At 73.0% G+C, this 21,656-nt stretch carries 16 protein-coding genes; 4 read left to right on the top strand and 12 right to left on the bottom strand.

Going from position 1 to position 21,656, the window contains the following annotated elements:
- Position 1: 1 nt before the first annotated feature.
- From AB5970_RS01815 to serS, 6 genes are all read right to left on the bottom strand, one after another.
- Entirely contained in the window at positions 2–871 is an 870-nt protein-coding gene (locus AB5970_RS01815) for an EamA family transporter (protein WP_370502189.1), read from the bottom strand.
- A 40-nt stretch (positions 872–911) separates the two neighbouring features.
- Complete coding sequence (locus AB5970_RS01810) at positions 912–1,847, bottom strand: carbohydrate ABC transporter permease (protein WP_370502188.1); 936 nt, start codon at positions 1,845–1,847, stop codon at positions 912–914.
- On the bottom strand, positions 1,844–2,821 hold the full coding sequence (locus AB5970_RS01805) for a carbohydrate ABC transporter permease (protein WP_370502187.1): 978 nt from the start codon (positions 2,819–2,821) through the stop codon (positions 1,844–1,846). Before AB5970_RS01805 ends, AB5970_RS01810 begins: the two co-directional genes overlap by 4 nt.
- 92 nt (positions 2,822–2,913) lie before the next feature.
- On the bottom strand, positions 2,914–4,287 hold the full coding sequence (locus tag AB5970_RS01800) for an ABC transporter substrate-binding protein (protein ID WP_370502186.1): 1,374 nt from the start codon (positions 4,285–4,287) through the stop codon (positions 2,914–2,916).
- A 229-nt stretch (positions 4,288–4,516) separates the two neighbouring features.
- Positions 4,517–5,314 carry an HAD family hydrolase gene (locus tag AB5970_RS01795; RefSeq protein WP_370502185.1) on the bottom strand — a complete coding sequence of 266 codons (798 nt, stop codon included), beginning with the start codon at positions 5,312–5,314 and terminating at the stop codon, positions 4,517–4,519.
- Complete coding sequence (gene serS, locus AB5970_RS01790; protein WP_370502184.1) at positions 5,311–6,576, bottom strand: serine--tRNA ligase; 1,266 nt, start codon at positions 6,574–6,576, stop codon at positions 5,311–5,313. Before serS ends, AB5970_RS01795 begins: the two co-directional genes overlap by 4 nt.
- An 82-nt stretch (positions 6,577–6,658) precedes the next feature.
- On the opposite strand from serS, the gene AB5970_RS01785 reads away from it, so the two are divergent.
- Both AB5970_RS01785 and AB5970_RS01780 read left to right on the top strand, forming a co-directional pair.
- Positions 6,659–7,813 (top strand): diacylglycerol/lipid kinase family protein, encoded by a 1,155-nt coding sequence (locus AB5970_RS01785; RefSeq protein ID WP_370502183.1) that lies wholly within the window; start codon positions 6,659–6,661, stop codon positions 7,811–7,813.
- Between the two features lie 109 nt (positions 7,814–7,922).
- Positions 7,923–9,785 (top strand): M48 family metallopeptidase, encoded by a 1,863-nt coding sequence (locus tag AB5970_RS01780; protein WP_370502182.1) that lies wholly within the window; start codon positions 7,923–7,925, stop codon positions 9,783–9,785.
- 3 nt (positions 9,786–9,788) lie between these two features.
- Here the strand turns inward: AB5970_RS01780 and pheA are convergent, their stop codons facing one another.
- Positions 9,789–10,739 (bottom strand): prephenate dehydratase, encoded by a 951-nt coding sequence (gene pheA, locus AB5970_RS01775; RefSeq protein ID WP_370502181.1) that lies wholly within the window; start codon positions 10,737–10,739, stop codon positions 9,789–9,791.
- A 90-nt stretch (positions 10,740–10,829) separates the two neighbouring features.
- Between pheA and AB5970_RS01770 the strand changes: the two genes are divergently transcribed.
- Positions 10,830–13,133, top strand: coding sequence for a hypothetical protein (locus AB5970_RS01770; protein ID WP_370502180.1), 2,304 nt, complete (start codon positions 10,830–10,832; stop codon positions 13,131–13,133).
- Here the strand turns inward: AB5970_RS01770 and AB5970_RS01765 are convergent.
- Both AB5970_RS01765 and AB5970_RS01760 read right to left on the bottom strand, forming a co-directional pair.
- Positions 13,096–14,007 (bottom strand): glycosyltransferase family 2 protein, encoded by a 912-nt coding sequence (locus AB5970_RS01765; RefSeq protein WP_370502179.1) that lies wholly within the window; start codon positions 14,005–14,007, stop codon positions 13,096–13,098. The two genes, AB5970_RS01770 and AB5970_RS01765, sit on opposite strands and share 38 nt — an antisense overlap.
- 66 nt (positions 14,008–14,073) lie before the next feature.
- A complete protein-coding gene (locus AB5970_RS01760) occupies positions 14,074–14,898 on the bottom strand; it encodes a DUF5926 family protein (protein WP_370502178.1) in 825 nt (274 codons plus the stop codon).
- 270 nt (positions 14,899–15,168) lie between these two features.
- On the opposite strand from AB5970_RS01760, the gene pgm reads away from it, so the two are divergent.
- The gene (gene pgm / locus AB5970_RS01755) at positions 15,169–16,842 is read left to right on the top strand and encodes a phosphoglucomutase (alpha-D-glucose-1,6-bisphosphate-dependent) (protein ID WP_370502177.1); all 1,674 of its coding nucleotides are present in this window, start codon (positions 15,169–15,171) and stop codon (positions 16,840–16,842) included.
- Positions 16,843–16,896: 54 nt separating this feature from the next.
- Here the strand turns inward: pgm and AB5970_RS01750 are convergent, their stop codons facing one another.
- Genes AB5970_RS01750 through AB5970_RS01740 form a run of 3 tightly spaced genes read right to left on the bottom strand, consistent with a single transcriptional unit; the run spans position 16,897 to position 21,510 of the window.
- Positions 16,897–18,291, bottom strand: a complete 1,395-nt coding sequence (locus tag AB5970_RS01750) for a UDP-glucose dehydrogenase family protein (protein ID WP_370502176.1) — start codon at positions 18,289–18,291, stop codon at positions 16,897–16,899.
- Complete coding sequence (locus AB5970_RS01745) at positions 18,291–20,024, bottom strand: glycoside hydrolase family 26 protein (protein ID WP_370502175.1); 1,734 nt, start codon at positions 20,022–20,024, stop codon at positions 18,291–18,293. Before AB5970_RS01745 ends, AB5970_RS01750 begins: the two co-directional genes overlap by 1 nt.
- Positions 20,017–21,510: a glycosyltransferase family 2 protein gene (locus AB5970_RS01740; RefSeq protein WP_370502174.1), complete on the bottom strand. Its 1,494-nt coding sequence runs from the start codon at positions 21,508–21,510 to the stop codon at positions 20,017–20,019. The genes AB5970_RS01745 and AB5970_RS01740 overlap by 8 nt, the downstream gene beginning before the upstream one ends.
- Positions 21,511–21,656 lie beyond the last annotated feature (146 nt).

Here is a 21,656-nt window from a genome sequence, read left to right as displayed (position 1 = left end):
GCTACGCCGGCGGCGGCGCCTCGTCGGCCGCCGGCTCCTCGCGGTCCAGACCCGTGAGCACGATCGCGCCGGAGACCAGCAGCAGCCCGACCACCTCGAGCCCGTGCGGCACCTGCCCGAGGACGACGGCGCCCACGACGGCCGCGGTCGCCGGGAGCATGGCCAGCAGGACGGCGAACGTGGCCGCGCGCACCCGCCGCAGCACCACCTGCTCGAGCGCGTAGGGGATCACCGAGGAGCACACGGCGATCGCGACGACGAGCGCGGCCAGCCGGGCGTCGTGCAGCACGGGCGCGGCGCCGGCGACGAGGAAGGGCGCGAGCACCACGGCGCCGGCCGCCATCGCGACCGACAGCCCGGTGATCCCGCCGGAGGCGGCGCGGGCCACCCGCCGCCCGAGCAGGATGTAGGCCGCCCAGCACGCCGCCGCGACGCCGATGGCCACCAGGCCGACCACCGCGTCCGGTCCGGCGTCCAGGCTCACCCCGGCCAGCAGCACGACGCCGACCGCCGCGATCGCGATGCCCACGCGGTCCCGCCACCCGTGACCGGTCACCGCGGCGACGGCCACCGGACCGAGGAACTCGATGGACACGGCCGTGCCCAGCGGCAGGTGGTCGATCGCGACGTAGAACGCCACGTTCATCACGGCCAGCACGACGCCGAAGACGACGGCGGTGCGCAGCTGGGGGCGCGTCCACAGTCCCCGGGACCGCCAGGGGCGTCGCCACACCAGCAGGACGACGGCGGCCACCGCGATGCGCAGCCACGCCACGCTGGAGGCGGCGATCGTGCCGAACAGGCCGACCGCGAGCGCCGCACCGAGGTACTGCGTCAGCCCCGAGAGGACGAACAGCAGGGGTGCGGGCACGGCCTCAGGCTAGGCCGTGCCCGCACCCGCCGAGCGACGACTACCCCTTGACCGACCCGGCGAGCAGGCCGCGCACGAAGTACCGCTGCAGGCTGAGGAACACGAGTACCGGGATGATGATCGACACGAACGCCCCGGCGGTGAGCAGGAACCACTGCGACCCGCGCTGCCCGGTGAGGTTGAACAGCGCGACCGTCATGGGCGCGACGTCCTGCGACGACCCCGCGAAGGTCAGGGCGACCAGCAGGTCGTTCCAGACCCAGAGGAACTGGTAGATCCCGATGGCCGCGAGCGCGGGCTTGAGGATCGGCAGCATCAGCCGGAAAAAGATCGTCACGTGCCCCGCGCCGTCGACGCGCGCGGCCTCCAGCAGCTCGCCGGGCACCTCCCGGATGAAGTTGTGCAGGAGGAACACGGTCAGCGGCAGGCCGAACATGGTGTGCGACAGCCAGATCGACCAGAACGTGCCCGCGATCCCGATGTCCGCGTACAGGCTGAGCAGCGGGATGAGCGTGACCTGGATGGGCACGATCTGCAGCGCGAACACCGCGACGAACAGCACGTTCTTGCCCCGGAAGTTCATCCACGCGAACGCGTAGGCGGCCAGCGAGGCGATGAGGATCGGGATGATCACCGCGGGGATCGTGATGACCACCGAGTTGACGATGTACGGCGCGAGCGAGTTCGTGCCCTCGGGTGCGAGCACGAGCTTGTAGTTGTCGAGCGTGAAGTTGGGGTTGGTGAACGCGGTCCACCACCCCGACGTGCTGATGTCTCGGGCGGGCCGGAACGAGCTGATCAGCAGGCCGAACGTCGGGATGGTCCAGAGCACCGCCAGCACGACGGCGGCGAGCGAGGCCCACGGCGACGTGAGCCTCTTCTTGGTCGCCTCGGCGATGGTGGCGGGCCTGCCGTCGCGGATCTCGGACGGCAGCTGCATCCCGCTGAGGTCCAGCTGGGGGCCGGTGGCGGTCATCGTGCCTCCGAGGCGCGCATCTGGCGGACGTTGTAGACGATGATCGGCACGACCAGGACGAACAGCAGGACGGCGAGCGCCGCACCGAGCCCCTGGTTGCCGGCACTGAAGCTCTGCGTGAAGAACTCGTTGGCCACGACGCTCGTGCCGTACAGACCACCGGTCATGGTGCGGACGATGTCGAAGACCTTGAGGCTGCCGATGGCGATCGTCGTCAGGACGACCACGAGCGTGGGCCGGATGGTCGGCACGGTGATGAACCGGAACATGCGGAAGCCCGACACCCCGTCCAGCCGCGCCGCCTCGACGATGTCGGCGGGGATCGCCTTGATCGCCGCGGACAGGATGGTCATGGCGAACCCGGCCTGGATCCAGATCATCACGACGATGAGGAAGAAGTTGTTCCACGGCTGGTTGATGAGGAACTGCTGGGGTTGCCCGCCGAGCCACACGACGATCTGGTTGAGCAGGCCGATCTGTTGCGGGTTGACCTTGAGCGACGGGTCGTAGAACCGGTACTCGTAGACGAACTTCCAGATGATCGACGCGCCGACGAACGAGATCGCCATGGGCAGGAAGATCAGCGCCTTGGCGAACGCCTCACCGCGCGCACCGTCGACGATGATCGCGTAGAGCAGGCCGACCGCCGTCGCGACGAACGGCGCGACGAGCACCCACAGCACCGTGTTGCGCAGCACGATGAGCTGGTCGGGCGACGTGAAGATCGCGGTGTAGTTGTCGACGCCGATGAAGGTCTTGCCGGCCGCGTCGAAGAACGACCGGACGATGGTCTTGGCGGCCGGGTAGACCAGACCGACGATCAGGAGCAGGACGGTCGGGCCCACGAAGAACCAGGCGACGCGGCGGACGCCCCGCTTCTCGAGGACTGCGACGACGAAGAGGATCAAGCCGATCACGGCGGTGAAGGCGAGCAGAGCCAGCACCATCGCGCCGAGCTTGTCGGCGAGCTGCATCGGACCTCCCGGAGGGCGAGGACGAGGTGGACGAGTCGATGGCAGGCCGGTCCCCGGGGCGCCGTTCGGACGCCCCGGGGACCGGACTCACGTCAGGACGTCGGCCAGGCCGCCTCGATCTTGTCGAGCGTCTGGGAGGTCGACTGCCCGGTGATCCACGCGGTCGCCTCCTTCCAGAAGGCGCTGTTCGCGGCCGCCGGCATGCGGTCCGAACCGTCGAACCGGAACACGGCGTTCGGGTCCTGGAGGATGTCCGCCGACAGGATGTCGATCGGGTTCACCAGGTTCGCCTTGTCCAGGCCCTTGTTGGCCGTGAGCCAGCCGCCGCCGGTCTCGTCGGAGCTCGCCTTGGCCTTGAGGTTGGCCCAGGTGTCGGTGGACCAGAACTCCTGGAGCGCCTGCACCTCGGGACGGTCGGAGAAGGCGGTGACGAACTCGCCGGCGCCGAGCACCGGGTGGTCGTCGGCCTTCTCGCTCGGCAGGTAGAACGCGAACACGTCGCCGTCCTCGGCGACCTTCGTGCCCTCCGGCCAGTTGGCCGCGTAGAAGCTCGCCTGGCGGTGCAGGGCGCACTGCCCGTCGAGGATCGGCAGGCCGCCGTCCTGGAACGCGGTGCTCGCGATCGACGTGACGTCGCCGAAGCCACCGTTCACGTACTTGTCGTTCTTGAGGTAGTCACCCACGGCGTCGAGCGCCTTGGTCGGGTCGGCGGAGTTGAACGCCTCCTCGTGCGAGACCCACTTGTCGAAGGACTCGGGCCCGGCGACCCGGAGCATCATGTCCTCCATCCAGTCGGTGATCGGCCAGCCCGTGGCCTCACCCGACGCGATGCCCGCGCACCACGGCTTGATGCCGGTGCCCGCGATCGTGTCCGACAGCTTCTTCAGCTCGTCGAGCGTCTTGGGGATCTCCCAGCCGTTGTCCTTGAACTGCTTCGGCGAGTACCAGACGAGCGACTTCACGCTGGCGCCCGACGGGGCCGCGTAGAACGTGCCGTCGATCGACCCGTAGTCCTTCCAGGCCGGGTCCCAGAACTCGTCGACGTTGTCCGCGACACCCTTCGGCGCGGCGACGACCGTGCCGGTGGCCACCAGCTGGGCGAGCAGACCGGGCTGCGGGACGATCGCGATGTCCGGCGGGTTGCCGGCCTGCGCGCGGACGAGGATCTGCTGCTCGAACTGCTTGTCCGCCTGGTAGTCCACCTTGGCGCCGGTGCACTGCTCGAACCCCTTGAACGAGTCGATGTACGGCTGGTCCTCCGGGGTGACGATGCCCGCGTAGATCGAGATCGTCTTGCCCGACAGGTCGCCGTACTGCGAGTAGTCCGCACAGTCCGACGTCGCGCTGCCCGTGCTTCCGCCGCCGCCGCCGTTGTCGCCGCCGGAGCACCCGGCGAGAAGAAGTGCGAACCCCGCCCCTGCGGCTGCTGCCGCCTGGTAGCTGCGGCGCGTGCGCGTGCCGTTCATGAGACCTCCACGTCGTCATGTCGGAATGGCGCGAGCGGTTCCCCCGCGCCCTTGCAAGCGATGCAATCGCTTACGCAAGACGGGCGCAACCGGCAAGCCTGGGCAATCCGGTCACGATTCAGTCACGGCCCTGCGTCGGAGGCCAGAACGACGGAAATCGTTCTCGATCCGGGGTCGGACGGAGCAGGTCCGCCGTCGACCGGAGACGTCGTCGGCGCGAGGGCGCAGGTCAGACCAGCAGGCTGCGCAGGATCTCGAGCGCGCCGTCGTCCTCGATGCCGCCCGTGACCTCGTCGGCCGCCGCCCGGACCGAGGCGGGCGCGTGGCCCATCGCGACCCCGCGGGCCGCCCAGCGCAGCATCTGCACGTCGTTGCCGCCGTCGCCGATGGCCACGGTGGCGTGCGGCTGCACACCCAGGTGCTGCCGGACCTCCTCCAGCGCGCTCGCCTTGGAGACGCCGCCGGGGGTCAGGTCGAGCCACGCGGACCAGCCGACGGCGTACTCGACCTCGTGCAGGCCGACCCGCTCGACCAGCTCGTGGAACTCCTCGGGCGTGCTCTGCGGGCTGCGGATGACCACGCGGGTGGCGGGCGTCGAGACCAGGTCGTCCCACGAGACCACCTCGAGGTCGCCCGAGAGCTCCCCGTCGGGGAAATCGGCCGAGACCCGGAAGCCGAGCCCGAGGTCCTCGACGGCGTACAGCGCGTCGGGCAGCTCCATCGCGATCGCCCGCAGCGCCGGCCCGGGGTCGAACGTGACGACGCGGACGATCTCGTAGCCCAGCTCGACGGACGGGTCGAGCCGGGCCGTGACGGCCCCGTTCGAGCAGACGACCCAGCCGTCGGTCAGCCCGAGCTCCTTGGCCACGGGCGCGGCCGAGTGCACCCCGCGGCCGGTGGCCAGCACCACGTGCAGCCCGGAGTCGCGCACGTCCCGGACCGCCTGCCGCACCTCGTCGGAGATCGTGCCGTCGTAGGACATGAGCGTCCCGTCGACGTCGAGGGCGACGAGGCGGCAGCGGGTCATCGCACGGGCTCCAGCACCTCGAGGCCGCCCAGGTACGGGCGCAGCCCCGCGGGCACGCGCACCGACCCGTCGGCCTGCTGGTGGTTCTCGAGCAGAGCGACGATCCAGCGCGTGGTGGCGAGGGTGCCGTTGAGCGTGGCGACGGCCCGGGTCGAGCCGTCGGCGGTGCGCTCGCGGATGCCCAGTCGGCGGGCCTGGAAGGTCGTGCAGTTGGAGGTCGACGTGAGCTCGAGGTACCGCTCCTGGCTGGGCAGCCACGCCTCGCAGTCGAACTTGCGGGCGGCGCTCGAGCCCAGGTCGCCCGCGGCCGTGTCGATCACGCGGTACGGCAGCTCGGCGAGCGCGAGCATCTCCTCCTCCCACGCGAGGATGCGGCGGTGCTCGTCGGCGGCGTCCTCGACGGTGGTGTAGCTGAAGGCCTCGACCTTGTGGAACTGGTGCACCCGGATGATCCCCCGGGTGTCCTTGCCGTACGAGCCGGCCTCGCGGCGGTAGCAGGCCGACCAGCCCGCGTACCGCTGGGGACCGCCCGACAGGTCGAGGATCTCGCCCGAGTGGTAGCCCGCGAGCGCGACCTCGCTGGTGCCGACGAGGTACAGGTCGTCGGCGGGCAGGTGGTAGACCTCGTCCGCGTGCGCGCCGAGGTAGCCGGTGCCGGCCATGATCTCGGGCTTGACCAGCGTCGGCGTGATGACGGGCGTGAACCCGGCGGCCAGGGCCCTGTCGACCGCCGCGTTGAGCAGCGCGAGCTCGAGACGCGCGCCGACGCCGGTGAGGAAGTAGAACCGCGCGCCCGAGACCTTGGCGCCGCGCTCGGTGTCGATCGCGGCGAGGCCCTCGCCCAGCGCCAGGTGGTCCTTGACCTCGAAGTCGAACTCGCGCGTCTCGCCGACGTACTTGAGCACGACGTAGTCGTCCTCGCCGCCCGGCGGCACGCCGTCCTCCACGATGTTGGAGATCCGGCGGCTCAGCTCGGTGGCGTGCGCCTCCGCCGCGTCGGCATCGGTCTGCAGCGCCTTGACCGTCTCCGCGACGTGCTTGGCGCGGACGAGCAGCGCCTGCTTCTCCTCGCCCTGCGCCTGCGCGACCAGCTTGCCCAGGGACTTCTGCTCGGCCCGCAGCGTCTCGAACTGGGTCAGCGCCGAGCGCCGCCGGGCGTCGGCGTCGAGCACCTGGTCGACGAGGTGGGGGTCGTCGCCGCGCGCCACCTGGCTCGCCCGGACGAGGTCGGGGTCCTCCCGCAGGAGCCGCAGATCGATCACCCAAGAACCCTACAGACCCGCGCGCAGCGTCCCGCACCGGCGCCTCCGGGGGCGCCGACCGCGGGGGTCGTAGATTCTGCCCATGACGTGGGAGGCGTGGGTGGCCGTGAGCGCGGCCGTCGCCGCGCTCTCGGCGCTCCTGCTGGTGCTGGTCCTCTGGCTCCGGCAGCGCGAGCTGCGCCGCCGCATCGAGTCGCCCCGCGCGGGGACCAGCGCGCGGGCGCTGCGGCTCGCGCGCGACGTCGAGGAGACCGGGCAGCTCGTCGCGTTCGTGGCCAACCCGTCCAAGCCGGACGTCCCCGCGCTGCGCGCCGCGGTGCTGCGGGCCTGCCAGGAGCAGGGGCTGCCCGAGCCGCTCTGGTACGAGACGACGATCGCGGACCCCGGCGTGGGGCAGACCCGCAAGGCGGTCGGCGAGGGCGCGGACGTCGTCGTGGCCATGGGCGGTGACGGCACCGTCCGCGCGGTCGCCGAGGGGCTGGTCGGCACCGGGATCCCCATGGGCCTCATGCCGCTGGGCACGGGCAACCTGCTGGCCCGCAACCTCGACCTGCCGCTGAGCGACCCGCTGGCCGCCATGCGGATCGCGCTCGAAGGCCGGGACCGCACCATCGACGTCGGGTGGCTGCGGGTGCTGCGCTGGGAGTCCGACCTCGACGACCCGGTGACGGAGGCCGCCGAGGAGCAGCCCGACGACCTGCCGCGCGACCACATCTTCCTGGTCATCGCGGGCCTGGGTTTCGACGCCGCGATGGTGGCCGACACCGACGAGCACCTCAAGGCCCGGGTGGGCTGGATCGCGTACTTCGTCGCCGGCATGCGCCACCTGCACGGCCGCCGCACCCGCGTGCACGTCCGGCTCGACGACCAGCCCATGACCACCACGCGCCTGCGCAGCCTGCTCATCGGCAACTGCGGCCGGCTGCCCGGTGGGCTCACGCTGCTGCCCGACGCGGTCGTCGACGACGGGTGGCTGGACATCGCCGCGATCGACACGCGCGGCGGCGTCGCCGGGTGGGCGCAGCTGTTCGGCGAGGTGGTGCTGCAGGGCGCCGGGATGCGCAACGACCTGCCCGCCAAGATCGGCCGGATCGACCACACGCGCGCCCAGGAGGTGCGCGTGGTGGTGCAGGGCGGCGAGCACGTGCAGGTCGACGGCGACATCGTGGGCCGGGTCACGGAGCTGTCGGCGCGCGTGGACCCCGCGGCGCTGGTGGTCCGGGTGGCGCTGGTCTGAGACCGGCGATCGCCCGTTCGGGTCAACCCGCCTCCGGGTCCCGCGCCCGACCGCTACGCTCCGCCGCGAACGACGGTCGCACCGGGCGACCCGCACCGGAAGGACCCCCGTGACCACGACCCTGCGCGCCGCTCTCGCGGTGCTCCTGCTGGCCGGCTTCTACGTCGTCGCGCTGGCGATCGTCGCCGGCCTGGGCGCGCTGGCCTGGTGGGCGTTCCAGTCGGACGCCGAGGCGGCCGCGGCCAAGCTGGGCTTCTTCGCGGTCGCCGTCGCGGTCGCCGTCGTCGTGGCCCTGTGGAAGGTCGCCCGTGCCCGCCCGACCGCCGACGACGGCCCGACCCTGACCCCCGCCGACGCGCCGGCCCTCTGGGAGACGGTCCGGGAGCTCGCCGCGGCCGCGGACACGCGCGTGCCCGACGACATCCGCCTGATCCCGGAGGTGAACGCCGCCGTCTCGGAGGACACCCGGCTGCTGGGCCTCGTCGGCGGGGCGCGGCACCTGTACCTCGGCGTGCCGCTGCTGCAGACCCTCGACGTGGGCCAGCTGCGGTCGGTGCTGGCGCACGAGCTGGGCCACTACTCGCGCAGCCACACGCGCCTGGGCCCGATCACCTACCGCGGCAAGCAGGCGATCGGCGCGACGCTCGACCAGCTGTCCGGCAACGTCGTCGGCTGGTTCCTCGGCCTGTACGCGCGGCTCTACGTGATGGTCGCGGCCGCGGTGAACCGCCGCCAGGAGCTCGAGGCCGACCAGCTGTCGGTCCGGATCGCCGGACGGGCGACCGCGCAGAGCGCCCTGCGCGAGCTCCCGGTGGCCGACGCTGCGTGGTCGTTCTACCTGAGCCAGTACCTCGACGACGCCTGGGAGTCCGGCTACGCGCCGACGGCGCAGGGCTTCTTCGGGGGCTTCGGCCAGCTGGTGGCCGCCCGCTCGGGCGAGCTCGCCCGGCTGCGCGACGACGCCCCGCCCGCCGAGCAGTCGCGCTGGGACAGCCACCCGTCGATCGCCGTGCGGGTGACCGCGATGGACCGCATGAGCGACCCCGCCCCGGCCCGCGACACGCGCCCCGCGACCGTGCTGGTCCCCGGCTTCGACGCCGCGGCCACCGCGCTCGCCGCGCGCGTGGTGTCGCTCGACGGCCGCACGCAGCTGGACTGGGCCGAGCTGACCGCGACCTCGCTCGTGGTGACCCGCCAGCGCACCGCCGACGTCGTCTACCGGGCGGCGGCCCGGGCGGCGGGGCAGCCCCGCGCGCACCTGGGCACGGTGCTGGACCTGGTCGCCACCGGCCGTCGGGCCGCCCTGGACAAGGACCTGGGCCTGACCGCCGGCGACGACGGCGCGGACCCGATGGCCGACGTCATGCTGCTGCTGGTCAGCCAGGCCGCGGTGCAGGCGGGCGCGGCGCGGTGGCAGCACTCGTGGAGCGGGCCGGCCGAGCTGGTCGACCGGGACGGCGCGCTGCTGGACCTCACCCCGGTGGCGACGCTCGCGCTGACCCCCGGGACGGTGGCCGCCGCGCGGGACCGGCTGGCGGGGCTCGGCGTCGACGTGGAGTCGACCGGCCAGGTGGCCGCGGCGCCCACGGCGCACGGCGGGGAGGTGCTCGGCGGCCTGGCCAGCGTCAAGGTCGACGGGACCAAGACCGACGTGCTCGTGCTCGACATCGGCCTGATCCTGGTGCCGACCCCCAAGAACGACGAGCACGGCAAGCAGCGGATGCTCGCGCTGCTGCAGTCCGGGTCGGTGGTGCAGCTCGCCTCGTACCACCGGTTCCTGGCCTACGAGGAGATCGCGACGGCGGTCGTCACCAAGCGGACCCCGGTGCACGCCGACCTGACCCTGCACGACGGGCGGACGATCTCGCTCAAGGAGACGTGGAGCGGCGAGACGCTGGACAAGGACAGCGCCGTGCAGCTGATCGGCCACCTGCTCGCGTACGCGCCCGAGGAGGCCGCCGCGCAGGGCTGACCGTCAGGTGGCGGTGCCGCCCCGCACGGCCTGCAGCCAGGCCCGGGCGCCGACGAAGTCCGTGTCGGCGGTGCCCACGTGCACGGTCGGCTCGACGGCGTCCGCGCGCGGGTACGAGCCGAGGAACCGGACGTACGGGCACCGGCGGTGCAGGCCCATGACGGCCTCGCCGACGCGCTCGTCGGTGATGTGCCCCTCCGCGTCGATCGAGAACGAGTAGCGGCCGAGCGAGTCGCCGATGGGCCGCGACTCGATCCGCGACAGGTTCACGCCCCGCACCGCGAACTGCTCGAGCATGGCCAGCAGCGCGCCGGCCTCGTTGTCGGGCAGGTGCACCACGAGGGTCGTCTTGTCCGCGCCGGTGGGCGGCGGCACGTCGCCCGGGTGGCCGACCACGACGAACCGGGTCTGCGCCGAGGCGTTGTCCGCGATGTCCGTGGCGAGCGGCACGAGCCCGTACGAGTCGACCGCGGCCGGGGGCACGAGCGCGGCGTCGAAGCCGAGGTCGGCCGCGGGCCGTTCCGCGATGAGCGCCGCGGGCGCCGTGTTGGACGTCGCGGGCACGTGCACCACGGACGGCAGGTGGTGCGCGAGCCAGCGCCGGCACTGCACCCAGGCGTGCGGGTGCGCGGAGATCCGCCGCACGTCGGACAGCCGGACCCCCGGGGCCGCGGCGAGCGTGAACTGCACCGGCACGAGCATCTCGCGCAGGATCACCAGGGGGTCGCCGCCCGCCAGGCTGTCCAGCGTCGCCGTGACGCCGCCCTCGACCGTGCTCTCGATGGCGACGACCGCGAAGTCGGCCTCCCCGGTGCGCACGGCGTCGATGGCGGACGCGACGTCGGCCACGGGAAGGTCGACGCAGGCGTCGACGGCGACCACCTGGCGGAGCGCGGCCTCGGTGAACGTGCCGGCCGGGCCCAGGTAGGCGTACCGCGGTAGCCCGTTCGACATGGCGTTCCTCCCGTGCAGATCGTGTGCACGCTGCACGGATAGCCCACAGCGCCGCCGGGGTCGAGGGTAGTGCGCCCGTAGGCTGGAACGGTGCTGACCCCTGCCCGCCCGCGCGCGTCCCGGTTCCGCGGCGTCGTGCTGGTCCTGCTGCTGGCCGTGGCGGGGATGCTGCTGGCGACGCCGGCGCAGGCGGCGGACGAGCCCCCGGTGCTGCTGGTCGGCGTCACCGGTGTGCGGTGGGACGACGTCACCACGCTCACGACGCCGGCGCTGTGGAGCCTGTCGCGCGAGGGCTCGGTCGGGCTGGTGGCGGCCCGCAGCGTCGCCTCCCGGTCCTGCCCGGCGGACGGCTGGCTCGCCGTCTCCACCGGCACCCGGGCCGCCGACGTGCGGGCGGCGGACGGCACCTGCCGGACCCTGCGGGAGCCCGGCGAGTCCGGCACCGTCCCGGGCTGGGACGACTACGTCGCCGCGGCGGACGCCGAGTCGTACGGCGCGACGCCGGGGCTGTTCGGGGGCATGCTCGCCGAGGCCGGCTCCGCCGTCACCGGCATCGGGCCCGGGGCCGCGATCGCGCTGGCCGACGAGCAGGGCGTCCCCGTGGGCACGCACCAGACCCTGCCGACGACGACGCTCGGCATCACGCGCGCGGTGCGCGACGCGCTCGACGTCTCCCAGCTGGTGGTCATCGACGCCGGCTCGCTCCGTGACCCCGGGTACGCCACCGCCGCGCGACCGACCACCCCCCAGCCCTCCGAGACGGCACCGGGCACGCTCGACGAGCCCGCGCCGCCGGACGTCTCGACCCCCGACGCGATCATCGAGCCGTCTCGGGCCCTGCAGGCGCAGGCGATCGACGACCGGATCGGTGCCGCCATCGCCGGCGCGCACCGGTCGGGCGCCACGGTGCTCGTCGTCTCCCTGGCCGACTCCGGCCGGACCGCGCTGCAGCTGGCCGCCGCGACGGGGCTGGCGCCGAACGGCGAGCAGTACGCCGAGAGCCTGCTGACCTCGGGCTCCACCCGACAGGCAGGCCTCATCCAGTCCGTCGACGTCACGCCGACGCTGCTGGACGGCATCGGGCTCGACGACAGCGCCGCCGCGCTCAGCGGGGCCGAGATCCTGCCCGGCCCGTCGACCGCGGCAGCGACCGCCCGCGTGGACCGGCTGCTCGACATCCAGCGGCACGCGACGATGGTCACGCGCGTCAGCGGCCCGTACTCCACGCGCCTGGTGCTCATCCAGGCCGTGCTCTTCATCGCCGCGGCCATCATCCTCACGCGCAAGGGGCGCTCCGACCGCGCGCCGCTGCGCCCGGCCCTGCGCGTGCTCCAGGTCGCCGCGCTGGCCCTCGCGGCCGCCCCCGTGGCGTCGTTCCTCACCAACACGGTCCCGTGGTGGCGGTCGGACATGCCGATCACCACGTTCTGGTGGGTGCTGCTCGGCTGGATCGCGCTGATCACCGTGGTGGCGCTGGTGGGCCCGTGGCGGCGCAACCTGCTCGGACCGGCCGGCGTGGTGGCCGGCGTGACCGTCGCCGTGCTCGTGATCGACGCGTGCACCGGCTCCACGCTCGTCATCGACTCCCCCATGGGCGCCCACCGGGTGCTCGCCGCGCGGTTCTACGGCATGAGCAACCAGGCGTTCGCGCTGCTCACGGCCGCGGGCCTGCTTCTGGCGGTGGCCATCGCGGACCCGCTGCTGCGGCGCGGTCGGCGTGGCCTCGCCACCGCGGCGGTCGCGGGCCTCGGGCTGCTGCTCGTGGTGGTCGACGGCACCCCCGGGCTGGGCAGCGACTTCGGCGGCCCCCCGGCGCTGATCCTCGCGTTCGCGATGCTCACCATCGTCGTCAGCGGTCGCAAGGTGAACTGGAAGTGGATCGCGCTGATCGGTGTGGTCGGCGTCGTGGTCGTCGGCGGCTTCGCGGTGCTCGACTGGATGCGGCCGCCCGCCGACCGGACGCACCTCGGCCGGTTCTTCGCGACGGTGCTCGACGGCGGCCTGTGGGACGTCGTCGGCCGCAAGATCGCCGTGAACCTGCGCGTTCTGACGTCGTGGCGGTACCTGGTGCTGGCCATCGGGGGCGTGCTGCTCACGTGGCTCGTCATCGCCGGCGGCCGGCCGCGCCGCGGCGCGCTCATGGGCACGGGCAGCTCGATGGCCGGCCTGCAGCACGCGGTCCCGCTCCTGCGGCCCGCGGTCGCGGCGATCGGCGCCGCGCTCGCCGTCGGGTTCCTCATGAACGACTCGGGCATCGTCGTGCCGGCCACCGGCATCGCGGTCGCCGTGCCGTGCCTGGTGGCCGCCGCCGCGCAGTGGCGCCTGGGCGCCCCGGACGGGGAGCTGGACGACGCCGCTAGCGGTGCGTCTGCGGAGGTTTCTGCGCCGGCGTGACCGTGCGCTTCACGGCCCCGGCCGCGCGGCGGACGCGACGGGCGTTGACCGCCAGCTGCACGTCCCGGTACTGCGCGGCGCGGTGGATCTGGCCCTTGAGGTCGGACCCCGACGGCCGGTGCCGCAGGTCGCACGGCACCTCGACCACGCGGAAGCCGCGGCGCAGCAGGTCGATGGTCATGCCGGTCTCGACGCCCCAGCCGTGCGCCAGCGGCGTGGCGGCCTCGAACGCCGCGCGCGTCAGGCAGCGCATGCCGGACAGCGGCTGCGTCGGGGTCCAGCCGGTCATCGACGCGATGGCGCGGCGCGCGGCGCCGACCACGATCCCGCGACCCCCCGCGCCGGGCTGCGGCGGGATCAGGGCGATCGCGAGGTCGGCGTGCCCCTCGAACACGGGCGGCACCAGCGGCGCGGTGTTGACCGCGGTCTCGCCCAGGTCGCCGTCGATGAACAGCAGGATGCGCGGCTGCCGGTCGGGCGCGTCGCGCATGGCGACCACCGCGGCGCCGGTCTCCATCGCCGCGGCCTTGCCACGGTTGTGCGAGTGCCGGACGACGACGGCGCCGGCCTCGCGGGCCACGTGCTGCGTGTTGTCCTCGGACCCGTCGTCGACCACGAGCACCAGGTCCACGTGCGGGATCGCGCGGGCCGACCGGACCGTCGCGGCGATGCGTCGCGACTCGTCCTTGGCCGGGATGATCACGGCCACGCGCTGACGGGCCTTGTGGGCGGCCGCCTTGCGCTCGTCGACGGCCGCCTTGCGCGCGTCGACGGCGGTCGGGATGCCGTCCACCGTCGGCTCGGCGACGTCCCGGGTCTCCGTCGGCGTGGCGGTCCCCGCCGGTTCGTCGACGGCCTGTCGGCCCTTGCGCATCACGTCCGCCACCCTATCGATCCCCACGGGTCCCGCCCGGCAGTTCACCCTGCCCGGGGAGGAGCGTCAGCGCAGCGTGACCTGGCGGGCCACCAGGCCGGCCCGGGCGCGGCGCTCGTTGGCGTCGAGCGGCGTGGTGTCCTCGAGGGCGGCCGTGAACGCCGGCAGGAAGTCGGCGACCGGCTTCTCGATGTCCTCGGCCTCCGAGCCCTTGGCCAGCTCCCACACGGGGACCACGAGGCCGGCGGAGCGGAAGTACCCGACGAACTTGGCGCCCTCGAACCCGGACGCGCGCTTGGCGTGCAGGCGCGCCAGGCCGTCGAGCACCACCTGCTCCTCGTGCGGCTGCGCCCAGCGCAGGAACTCGCGCGCGCCCATGCGGCACCAGTAGGCGGCGTCGGCGGCCTCGAGCTTGACGGTGTCGATGATGCCGCCGTCGGCCTCCTCGATCGCCGCCTGCAGGTCGGGGGTGCGCTCCGTGTCGGGCGCGAGCCAGTACGCGAACGAGTCCTGCACGGTCACCTCGAACGGCACCGACAGGTCGAGCACGTCCTGCAGGCGCGGGCCCGGCTCGGGCAGCCCGACGGTCTCCACGGCGGTGCCGGCCTCGACCTCGAGCGCCTCGAGCAGCGCGTGCGCGAGGTCGCGGCTCACGTCGTTGGAGCTGCTGGTGGTCTGCAGGGCCAGCAGGATCACGCCGTCGGCGCGGTGCAGCGCGGGCCAGCTGGTCGGCAGCACGGTGGTGACCAGCACCTCGCGCGCGCCGTACTCCTTCGTGGTGCGGGCGGTAGCGGTCGCCGCCGGGACGAGCTCCTTGAGCGCCACCCAGTCGGGCTCACCGGGGAGCCCCTCGAACGGGCGCAGCACGAAGTCGGACGAGTTCTTGGCCATGCCCGAAAGGCTACCGGTCCCTCCGGCACCGACCAGCCGGTCACCACGCTCGGGCCACCACGCCCGGCGCTGCCGCTCCGGCACTCTTTGCGGCTCCGGCGCTCTGCCGCTCGCGCGACCCGACGCCCCGCGTGGCCGGACACACCGTGGCTGCACGGATGGATGCAGGATCCGCAGTCGTCCGCGCCGCCGAGCCCGCATCCATCCCTGCACCGACGTCGCCGCTGGTCGGGGGGTGCGCCCGCACCGAGCGTGCGGGAGGATCGCCGCATGGACCCGCGCGCCGGAACACCCGCCCAGCCGTCCGACCTCGTCGATCTGGACGCCCTCACCGGCGCCTACTACGACCGCGAACCCGACCTGGACGACCCCGCGCAGAGGGTGGTCTTCGGCACCAGCGGCCACCGGGGGTCCGCGCTGGACACCGCGTTCAACGAGGCCCACATCGTCGCGATCACCGCCGCGATCGTGGAGTACCGCCGGTCGCAGGGCACGGACGGGCCCCTGTTCATCGGCCGCGACACCCACGCGCTGTCCGACCCCGCCTGGCGCTCGGCGCTCGAGGTGCTGGCCGCCGCGGGTGTCGAGGTGCACGTCGACGCGCGCGACTCGTGGACGCCGACCCCCGGCGTCTCGCACGCGATCCTGCGGCACAACGGCGCCGGCACCTCCGAGGGCGTGCGCACGGTCGGGCCCGGGCTGGCCGACGGCATCGTCGTGACCCCGTCGCACAACCCGCCACGCGACGGCGGCTTCAAGTACAACCCGCCGCACGGCGGACCCGCGGGGTCCGAGGCGACCGGGTGGATCGCCGACCGGGCCAACGAGATCCTCGCCACCGGCTGGAAGGCCGTGCCGCGCCTGAGCGCCGAGGCGGCGCTCGCGGCCGACACCACCCTCAAGCACGACTACCTCTCGTCGTACGTGGCCGACCTGGCCAACGTCATCGACGTCGACGCCATCCGCGCGGCGGGCGTCCGGATCGGGGCCGACCCGCTGGGCGGCGCGTCCGTCGAGTACTGGGGGGCGATCGGCGAGCACTACGGCCTCGACCTCACCGTGGTGAACCCGACGGTCGACCCGCAGTGGGCGTTCATGACCCTCGACTGGGACGGCAAGATCCGGATGGACTGCTCGTCGCCGTACGCGATGGCCTCGCTGGTGGCCCGCATGGCCGGCGACCCGGCACCGTTCGACATCGCGACCGGCAACGACGCCGACTCCGACCGGCACGGCATCGTCACGCCGGACGGCCTGATGAACCCCAACCACTACCTCGCGGTCGCCATCTCCTACCTCTACGGCGGCGCGCGCCAGGGCTGGCCGGCCGGCACCGCGATCGGCAAGACGCTGGTCTCGTCCAGCCTGATCGACCGGGTGGCCGCCAAGCTGGGCCGCCGCCTGCTCGAGGTGCCGGTCGGGTTCAAGTGGTTCGTGCCCGGGCTGGTGGACGGGTCCGTCGGGTTCGGCGGCGAGGAGTCCGCGGGCGCGTCGTTCCTGCGCACGGACGGCACCGTGTGGACCACCGACAAGGACGGCATGCTGCCCGCGCTGCTGGCCTCGGAGATCCTCGCGACCACCGGCAAGTCTCCGTCCCAGCACCACCGCGACCTCGTCGCCGAGTTCGGCGAGTCCTGGTACGCGCGCGTCGACGCCGCGGCCTCGCGCGAGGAGAAGGCGACGCTGTCCAAGCTCACGCCGGAGCAGGTGACCGCGACGACGCTGGCCGGCGAGCAGATCACCGCGAAGCTGACGAACGCGCCCGGTAACGACGCGGCGATCGGCGGCCTCAAGGTCACCACCGAGAACGCGTGGTTCGCCGCCCGGCCGTCCGGCACCGAGGACGTCTACAAGATCTACGCCGAGTCGTTCGTGTCCGCCGAGCACCTCGCGCAGGTGCAGGCCGAGGCCAAGGACGTGGTGTCGGCGGCGCTCGGCGCCTAGCGGCCGACGGCCCCGAGGCGGTGGTCCACCCCGGGGCCGTCGGTGCCGTGCGGGTCAGGCGGCGGCGACCGCCGCGCGGCCCAGCCCGGTGAACGCCCACCCGGCGGCGCGCCAGCGGGCGGCGTCCAGCTTGCCGCGGGCGTCGATCACCGCCGCCTGGTGCGCGAGGGTGGCCAGGTGCGCCGGGTCGGCGCGGAGGAACTCGTCCCACTCGGTCAGCACCAGGATCACGTCGGTGCCCTCGACCGCCTCCTCCACGCTCGTCGCGTAGCCGAGGGTCGGGAACATCGACCGCGCGGTGTCGCCGGCCTGCGGGTCGTAGACCGTCACCTGCGCGCCGCGCAGGTGCAGCGCCGCCGCCACGTTGAGCGCCGGCGAGTCCCGCACGTCGTCGGTGTGCGGCTTGAACGCGGCGCCCAGCACGCCGATCCGCCGGTTCAGCACGGAGCCGCCGCAGGCCTGCACGGCGAGGTCGATGACCCGTTCGCGCTGGCCCATGTTGATCTCGTCCACCTGCTGCAGCAGCGCCGCGGCCCGGCCGGCGCCGAGCTCGTTGGCCCGGTACATCAGCGCCCGGATGTCCTTGGGCAGGCAGCCGCCGCCGAACCCGAGGCCGGCGTCGAGGAACTGGCGCCCGATCCGGACGTCGTGACCCAGCGCGTCGGCCAGCACCGTGACGTCCGCCCCGGCCGCCTCGCAGACCCCGGAGATCGCGTTGATGAACGAGATCTTCGTCGCCAGGAACGCGTTCGCCGACACCTTGACCAGCTCGGCCGTCGGCAGGTCGCAGACGACGACGGGCGAGCCCTCGGCGATCGGCCCTGCGTAGACGCGCCGCAGCAGCGCCTCCGCCTCCGGCGACGTGCCGCCCAGGACGATCCGGTCCGGGTGCAGCGTGTCCGCGACCGCCTTGCCCTCCCGGAGGAACTCCGGGTTCCACACCAGCTCGGCACGCACGCCCGAGGGCGCCTCGCGGGCCACCAGGCTGCGGAGCCGTGCGCCGGTGCCCACCGGGACGGTGGACTTGCCGGCGATCAGCCCGTCGTGGGTCAGGTGCCGGGCGATGGCCGTGGTCGCCGCCTCGACGTAGCGCAGGTCGGCGGCGTGGCTGGTCTTGGACTGCGGGGTGCCGACGCAGACGAAGTGCACGTCCGCCCAGGCCACCGCCTCGGCCACGTCGGTGGTGAACCGCAGCCGGCCCGTGGCCATCTGCTCGGCCAGCAGCTCGGGCAGCCCGGGCTCGTAGAACGGGACCTTGCCGGCCGCGAGCATGTCCACCTTGTGCGGGTCGGTGTCGACGCCCACCACCTCCATGCCCAGCTGGGCCATGGCCACCGCGTGCGTGGCTCCGAGGTACCCGGTGCCGAGGACGGCGATGCGCGGCGGGGGGCCGTCGGGGTCGAAGGGACGACGGACGTCTGCGTCGAGAGCGACACGGGGTGTCTTCATCACGGCTCCTGGGTGGTCGTCGGGGTCGGGCTGGGCGTCGGTTCGGGTGTCGGTTCCGCCGTGGCGGCCGCGGCATCGGCTGCCGTCGGTGTGGGTGTCGGTGTCGGGGTCGGGGTGGGCGTGGGTGTCGGCGTCGGTTCCGGTGTCACCGCCGGCTCGGGTGCGGCGAGCGCCGCGGCCACGACAGGCCCGTCGACGAAGCCCGCCGCCGGGTTGTGGATGCCGTCGACGAACGCCCGCAACGAGTCGCTCCGGGACGTGATGCGCCAGTCGTTGGTGACGCGCTGGCCGCCGGAGATCGTGGTGACGGTGTGGTTGAACCAGGCGAACCCGATGACGTCGGCGTTCTCCGGCTTGGCCAAGGACGCGAACAGGTCCGCGACCCAGGCCGCCTTGTGCCCGCCCACCTCCGTGGCGCCGATCTCCGCGAGGAGGATCGGCTTCTTGGTGATGGTCCGCAGCTGGTGCAGCGACCTGTCGTAGGTGTAGGAGAAGGTCGGCGTCTGGTCCGACTTGAACGGCGGCCGGTAGTAGCCGGACAGCCCCACCCAGTCCACGTAGTCGTCGCCGGGGTAGAGGCTCTTCATGTACCAGGACGAGTTCTTGGCCCAGTCCGGCAGCGCGTTGACGATGTTCGGCGCCCAGACCCAGATGACGTAGGCGTTGGCGCCCTCGGCCTCGAAGATGTCGTGCACGTGGCGCCACATCTTCACGTAGTCGCCCTTGCCGTTGCCGTTGAGCGAGTTGCCGCCCCACTGCCGCTCGCCCCACGGGTACCAGCTGCCGTTCATCTCGTGGTCGAGGCGGATGGCCATGGGCAGGCCCAGGCTGACGATGTCCTTGGCGTACTGGTGCAGGTAGTCGTCGTACTGGCCGCCGATGATCTTGGGCAGCGAGTAGTTCGGGTCGACGGCCTGGTCGTTGGCGGCCTTGAGCGGGCGCGACTCCCACGTGAGCAGCGGGAGCATGCCCTTCTGCCACGAGCGCGTCACGGCGTCGGGCCGGAACGGTCCGTCCCAGCCCTGGAAGTACCCGGCGATCGTCGGCGTCACGCCGACCGTCGAGCTGACGTTGTCGAACTCCGCCCAGTTGAAGGGCGACTGCGGTGTGTAGAGGCCGAACTGGCGCTTGGTGGGCGCCAGCAGCTGCGACAGGGGCGGCGCGCTCGGCTTGGCGACGACCGTCGCCGGCTTGCCCGCGGCCGCCTGAGCCTTGGCCCGTGCCGCCGCGGCCTCGGCGGCTGCCGCACGGGCGTTCGCCGCCTCGGCCTGTCCCTTCGCCGCCGCGGCCGCCTTCTCGGCCGCCGCCTTGGCCTGGCCCCGCGCGGCTGCGGTCGACCGCGCGGCGGCGGCGTTCAGCCGGCCCGACTCCGCCGCGGCGGCGCGCTCCGCGGCAGCCTTCTGCTGGCCGCGGGCGGCGGCCGCCGCCTTCTCGGCCGCGGCCTTCGCCTTGCCGCTCGCGGCTCCGGCGGCGCGCTCCGCGGCGGCCTTCTGCTGCGAGGTGGTGAGGTTGTCGACCTCGTCGGTGCGGGCGGCCAGGGCCGACTTGAGCTCGGCGTTCTCCTTCTCGAGGGCGAGCTGCTCGGCGCTCTTGGGCTCGGCGGTCGGTTGGGCGGTGGACGGCGACAGCCAGACGACGGCCGACACCAGCAGGAGCGAGAGGGCCACGGCGAAGGCGGCCAGCCGGGCGCGGGGTGAGGCGTGCAGGACGCGGTTCTTGGTGTGCTCAGACATAGGCGAGCGCCTCCAGAGCCAGTAGGGCGATCGCGATGCCGTAGGGCACCGCGGCGAGCGGGTTCAGTCGTCGTCGGGTCGGGGTCGGGGTGGCGGGAGTCGTGGCCTCGGCCGTGCGGCGGCGGCGCACCTCGGTCTGGACGGCGTGGCCGTGGTCGTCGGGAACCCGGTCGACCAGGTCGACGGGGGCGCCGCCGGGGGCGGACTCCAGCTCGGCCATGAGGTCCTCGTTCTCGGGACCGCCGCCGTACGCGCCGGCGCGCGTGCCCCAGCCGCTGGCGTGCGCCATGCGGACGAAGCCGAGCAGCCGGATCGGCATGAGGAAGAACGTCGAGACGATGATGAACACGGGCAGCCGGAAGAAGTCCGACGGCTTCTCGTGCAGGTGCCGGATCTGCCGGATCGACATCGACAGCACGGACGAGACGATCATCAGCGCGACCACCCAGAACCAGCCGTTCAGGCCGGTGTAGGTGTCGAGGATGGCCTCGTACAGGTTGGTGCCGGTGTTCGAGACGGACCGGTAGACCCAGCCGGCGATCGTCCCGAACAGCAGGAACGGCAGCAGGATGTCCGTCAGGAAGAAGACCGCCAGCACGGGGGCGTGCCCGAGCATCCACGGCAGCATCCGCAAGGTGTTGTACTGGCTGCCGCGGGCCCAGCGCAGCTGCTGCTTGGCCAGCTTCTTCACCTTGAGCGGGGCGTCCGTGTAGCAGAGGCTCGAGTACTGGTACACCGTGCGGTAGCCGGCCTTGAGCGTGAGGTTGGTCAGGGTCCGGTCGTCCGAGACCTCGAGGAACACCCCGAGGAACTTCTCGTTCATGAACGCGTCCATGACCTGCATGAGGATGCGGCGTCGGAACGCGATGGTGCGCCCCGGCAGGCAGCCCACCTGGCCCAGCGCGGACTGCGCCGGCATCGAGTAGAGCGCCCGCGTGTTCTCCAGCCAGTCCGCCCAGCGCGTGATCCAGGACCGTTCGGGCTCGAGGATCCGCTGTCGGGTGGTCACGCCCCCGACCGCGGGGTCCGCGAACGGCTTGACCAGCTCGGGCAGGGTGCCGTCGGTCCAGACCGTGTCGGAGTCGACCAGCACGGTGATCTCGCCCGTCGACATGCGGGTGCCGATCATCACGGCGTTCCGCTTGCCCGGGATGGGCGTGTGCACCCAGCGCACCAGCGGCGCGAACTCGTCGCTGACCTGCTCCAGCGCCGGGTTCACGGCGCCGTTGATGACCACGATGACCTCGTCGGGACGCTGCGCGACGATGCGCGCGAGCACCGAGCGGAACAGGTCGAGGGGTTCGTCGACGACCGGGATGACGACGCTGGTGGAGACCTCGTAGGGGGCCGTCACGGGCCGGTAGCGGCGCGACAGGACGACCTTGACGATCCACAACGCCCAGACGAGCGTGGAGAAGAACGCGAAGAGATAGATCTCGGACTGTCCGGCGAACATCTCCCGGAGCTGCAGGACGAAGACGAACATGTCGGTACCCCAAGCGGCCGTGTGCGGGCACGGGACGGCTGACCGACGCCGTTGACGATGCAGCGAGGACGTCAGGGCCGTCGGCCGCGGTGGCCGGGTCTACCTGTCCGTCGGAAGGTCACGGGGTCGGGATCGGCCCGGCGTGA

Source organism: Cellulomonas sp. ICMP 17802, from assembly GCF_041295535.1.
GTDB lineage: Bacteria > Actinomycetota > Actinomycetes > Actinomycetales > Cellulomonadaceae > Cellulomonas.
The sequence above is the reverse complement of the archived record's forward strand: the minus strand, read 5'-3'. Positions and strand labels throughout refer to the sequence as shown.

Bases quoted from the DNA above. Each gene is read 5' to 3' on its own strand.
- AB5970_RS01810 (WP_370502188.1), bottom strand. From the start codon at position 1,847: ATGACCGCCACCGGCCCCCAGCTGGACCTCAGCGGGATGCAGCTGCCG.
- AB5970_RS01805 (WP_370502187.1), bottom strand. From the start codon at position 2,821: ATGCAGCTCGCCGACAAGCTCGGCGCGATGGTGCTGGCTCTGCTCGCC.
- AB5970_RS01800 (WP_370502186.1), bottom strand. From the start codon at position 4,287: ATGAACGGCACGCGCACGCGCCGCAGCTACCAGGCGGCAGCAGCCGCA.
- AB5970_RS01795 (WP_370502185.1), bottom strand. From the start codon at position 5,314: ATGACCCGCTGCCGCCTCGTCGCCCTCGACGTCGACGGGACGCTCATG.
- AB5970_RS01785 (WP_370502183.1), top strand. From the start codon at position 6,659: ATGACGTGGGAGGCGTGGGTGGCCGTGAGCGCGGCCGTCGCCGCGCTC.
- pheA (WP_370502181.1), bottom strand. From the start codon at position 10,739: ATGTCGAACGGGCTACCGCGGTACGCCTACCTGGGCCCGGCCGGCACG.
- AB5970_RS01765 (WP_370502179.1), bottom strand. From the start codon at position 14,007: ATGCGCAAGGGCCGACAGGCCGTCGACGAACCGGCGGGGACCGCCACG.
- AB5970_RS01760 (WP_370502178.1), bottom strand. From the start codon at position 14,898: ATGGCCAAGAACTCGTCCGACTTCGTGCTGCGCCCGTTCGAGGGGCTC.
- pgm (WP_370502177.1), top strand. From the start codon at position 15,169: ATGGACCCGCGCGCCGGAACACCCGCCCAGCCGTCCGACCTCGTCGAT.
- AB5970_RS01750 (WP_370502176.1), bottom strand. From the start codon at position 18,291: ATGAAGACACCCCGTGTCGCTCTCGACGCAGACGTCCGTCGTCCCTTC.
- AB5970_RS01745 (WP_370502175.1), bottom strand. From the start codon at position 20,024: ATGTCTGAGCACACCAAGAACCGCGTCCTGCACGCCTCACCCCGCGCC.
- AB5970_RS01740 (WP_370502174.1), bottom strand. From the start codon at position 21,510: ATGTTCGTCTTCGTCCTGCAGCTCCGGGAGATGTTCGCCGGACAGTCC.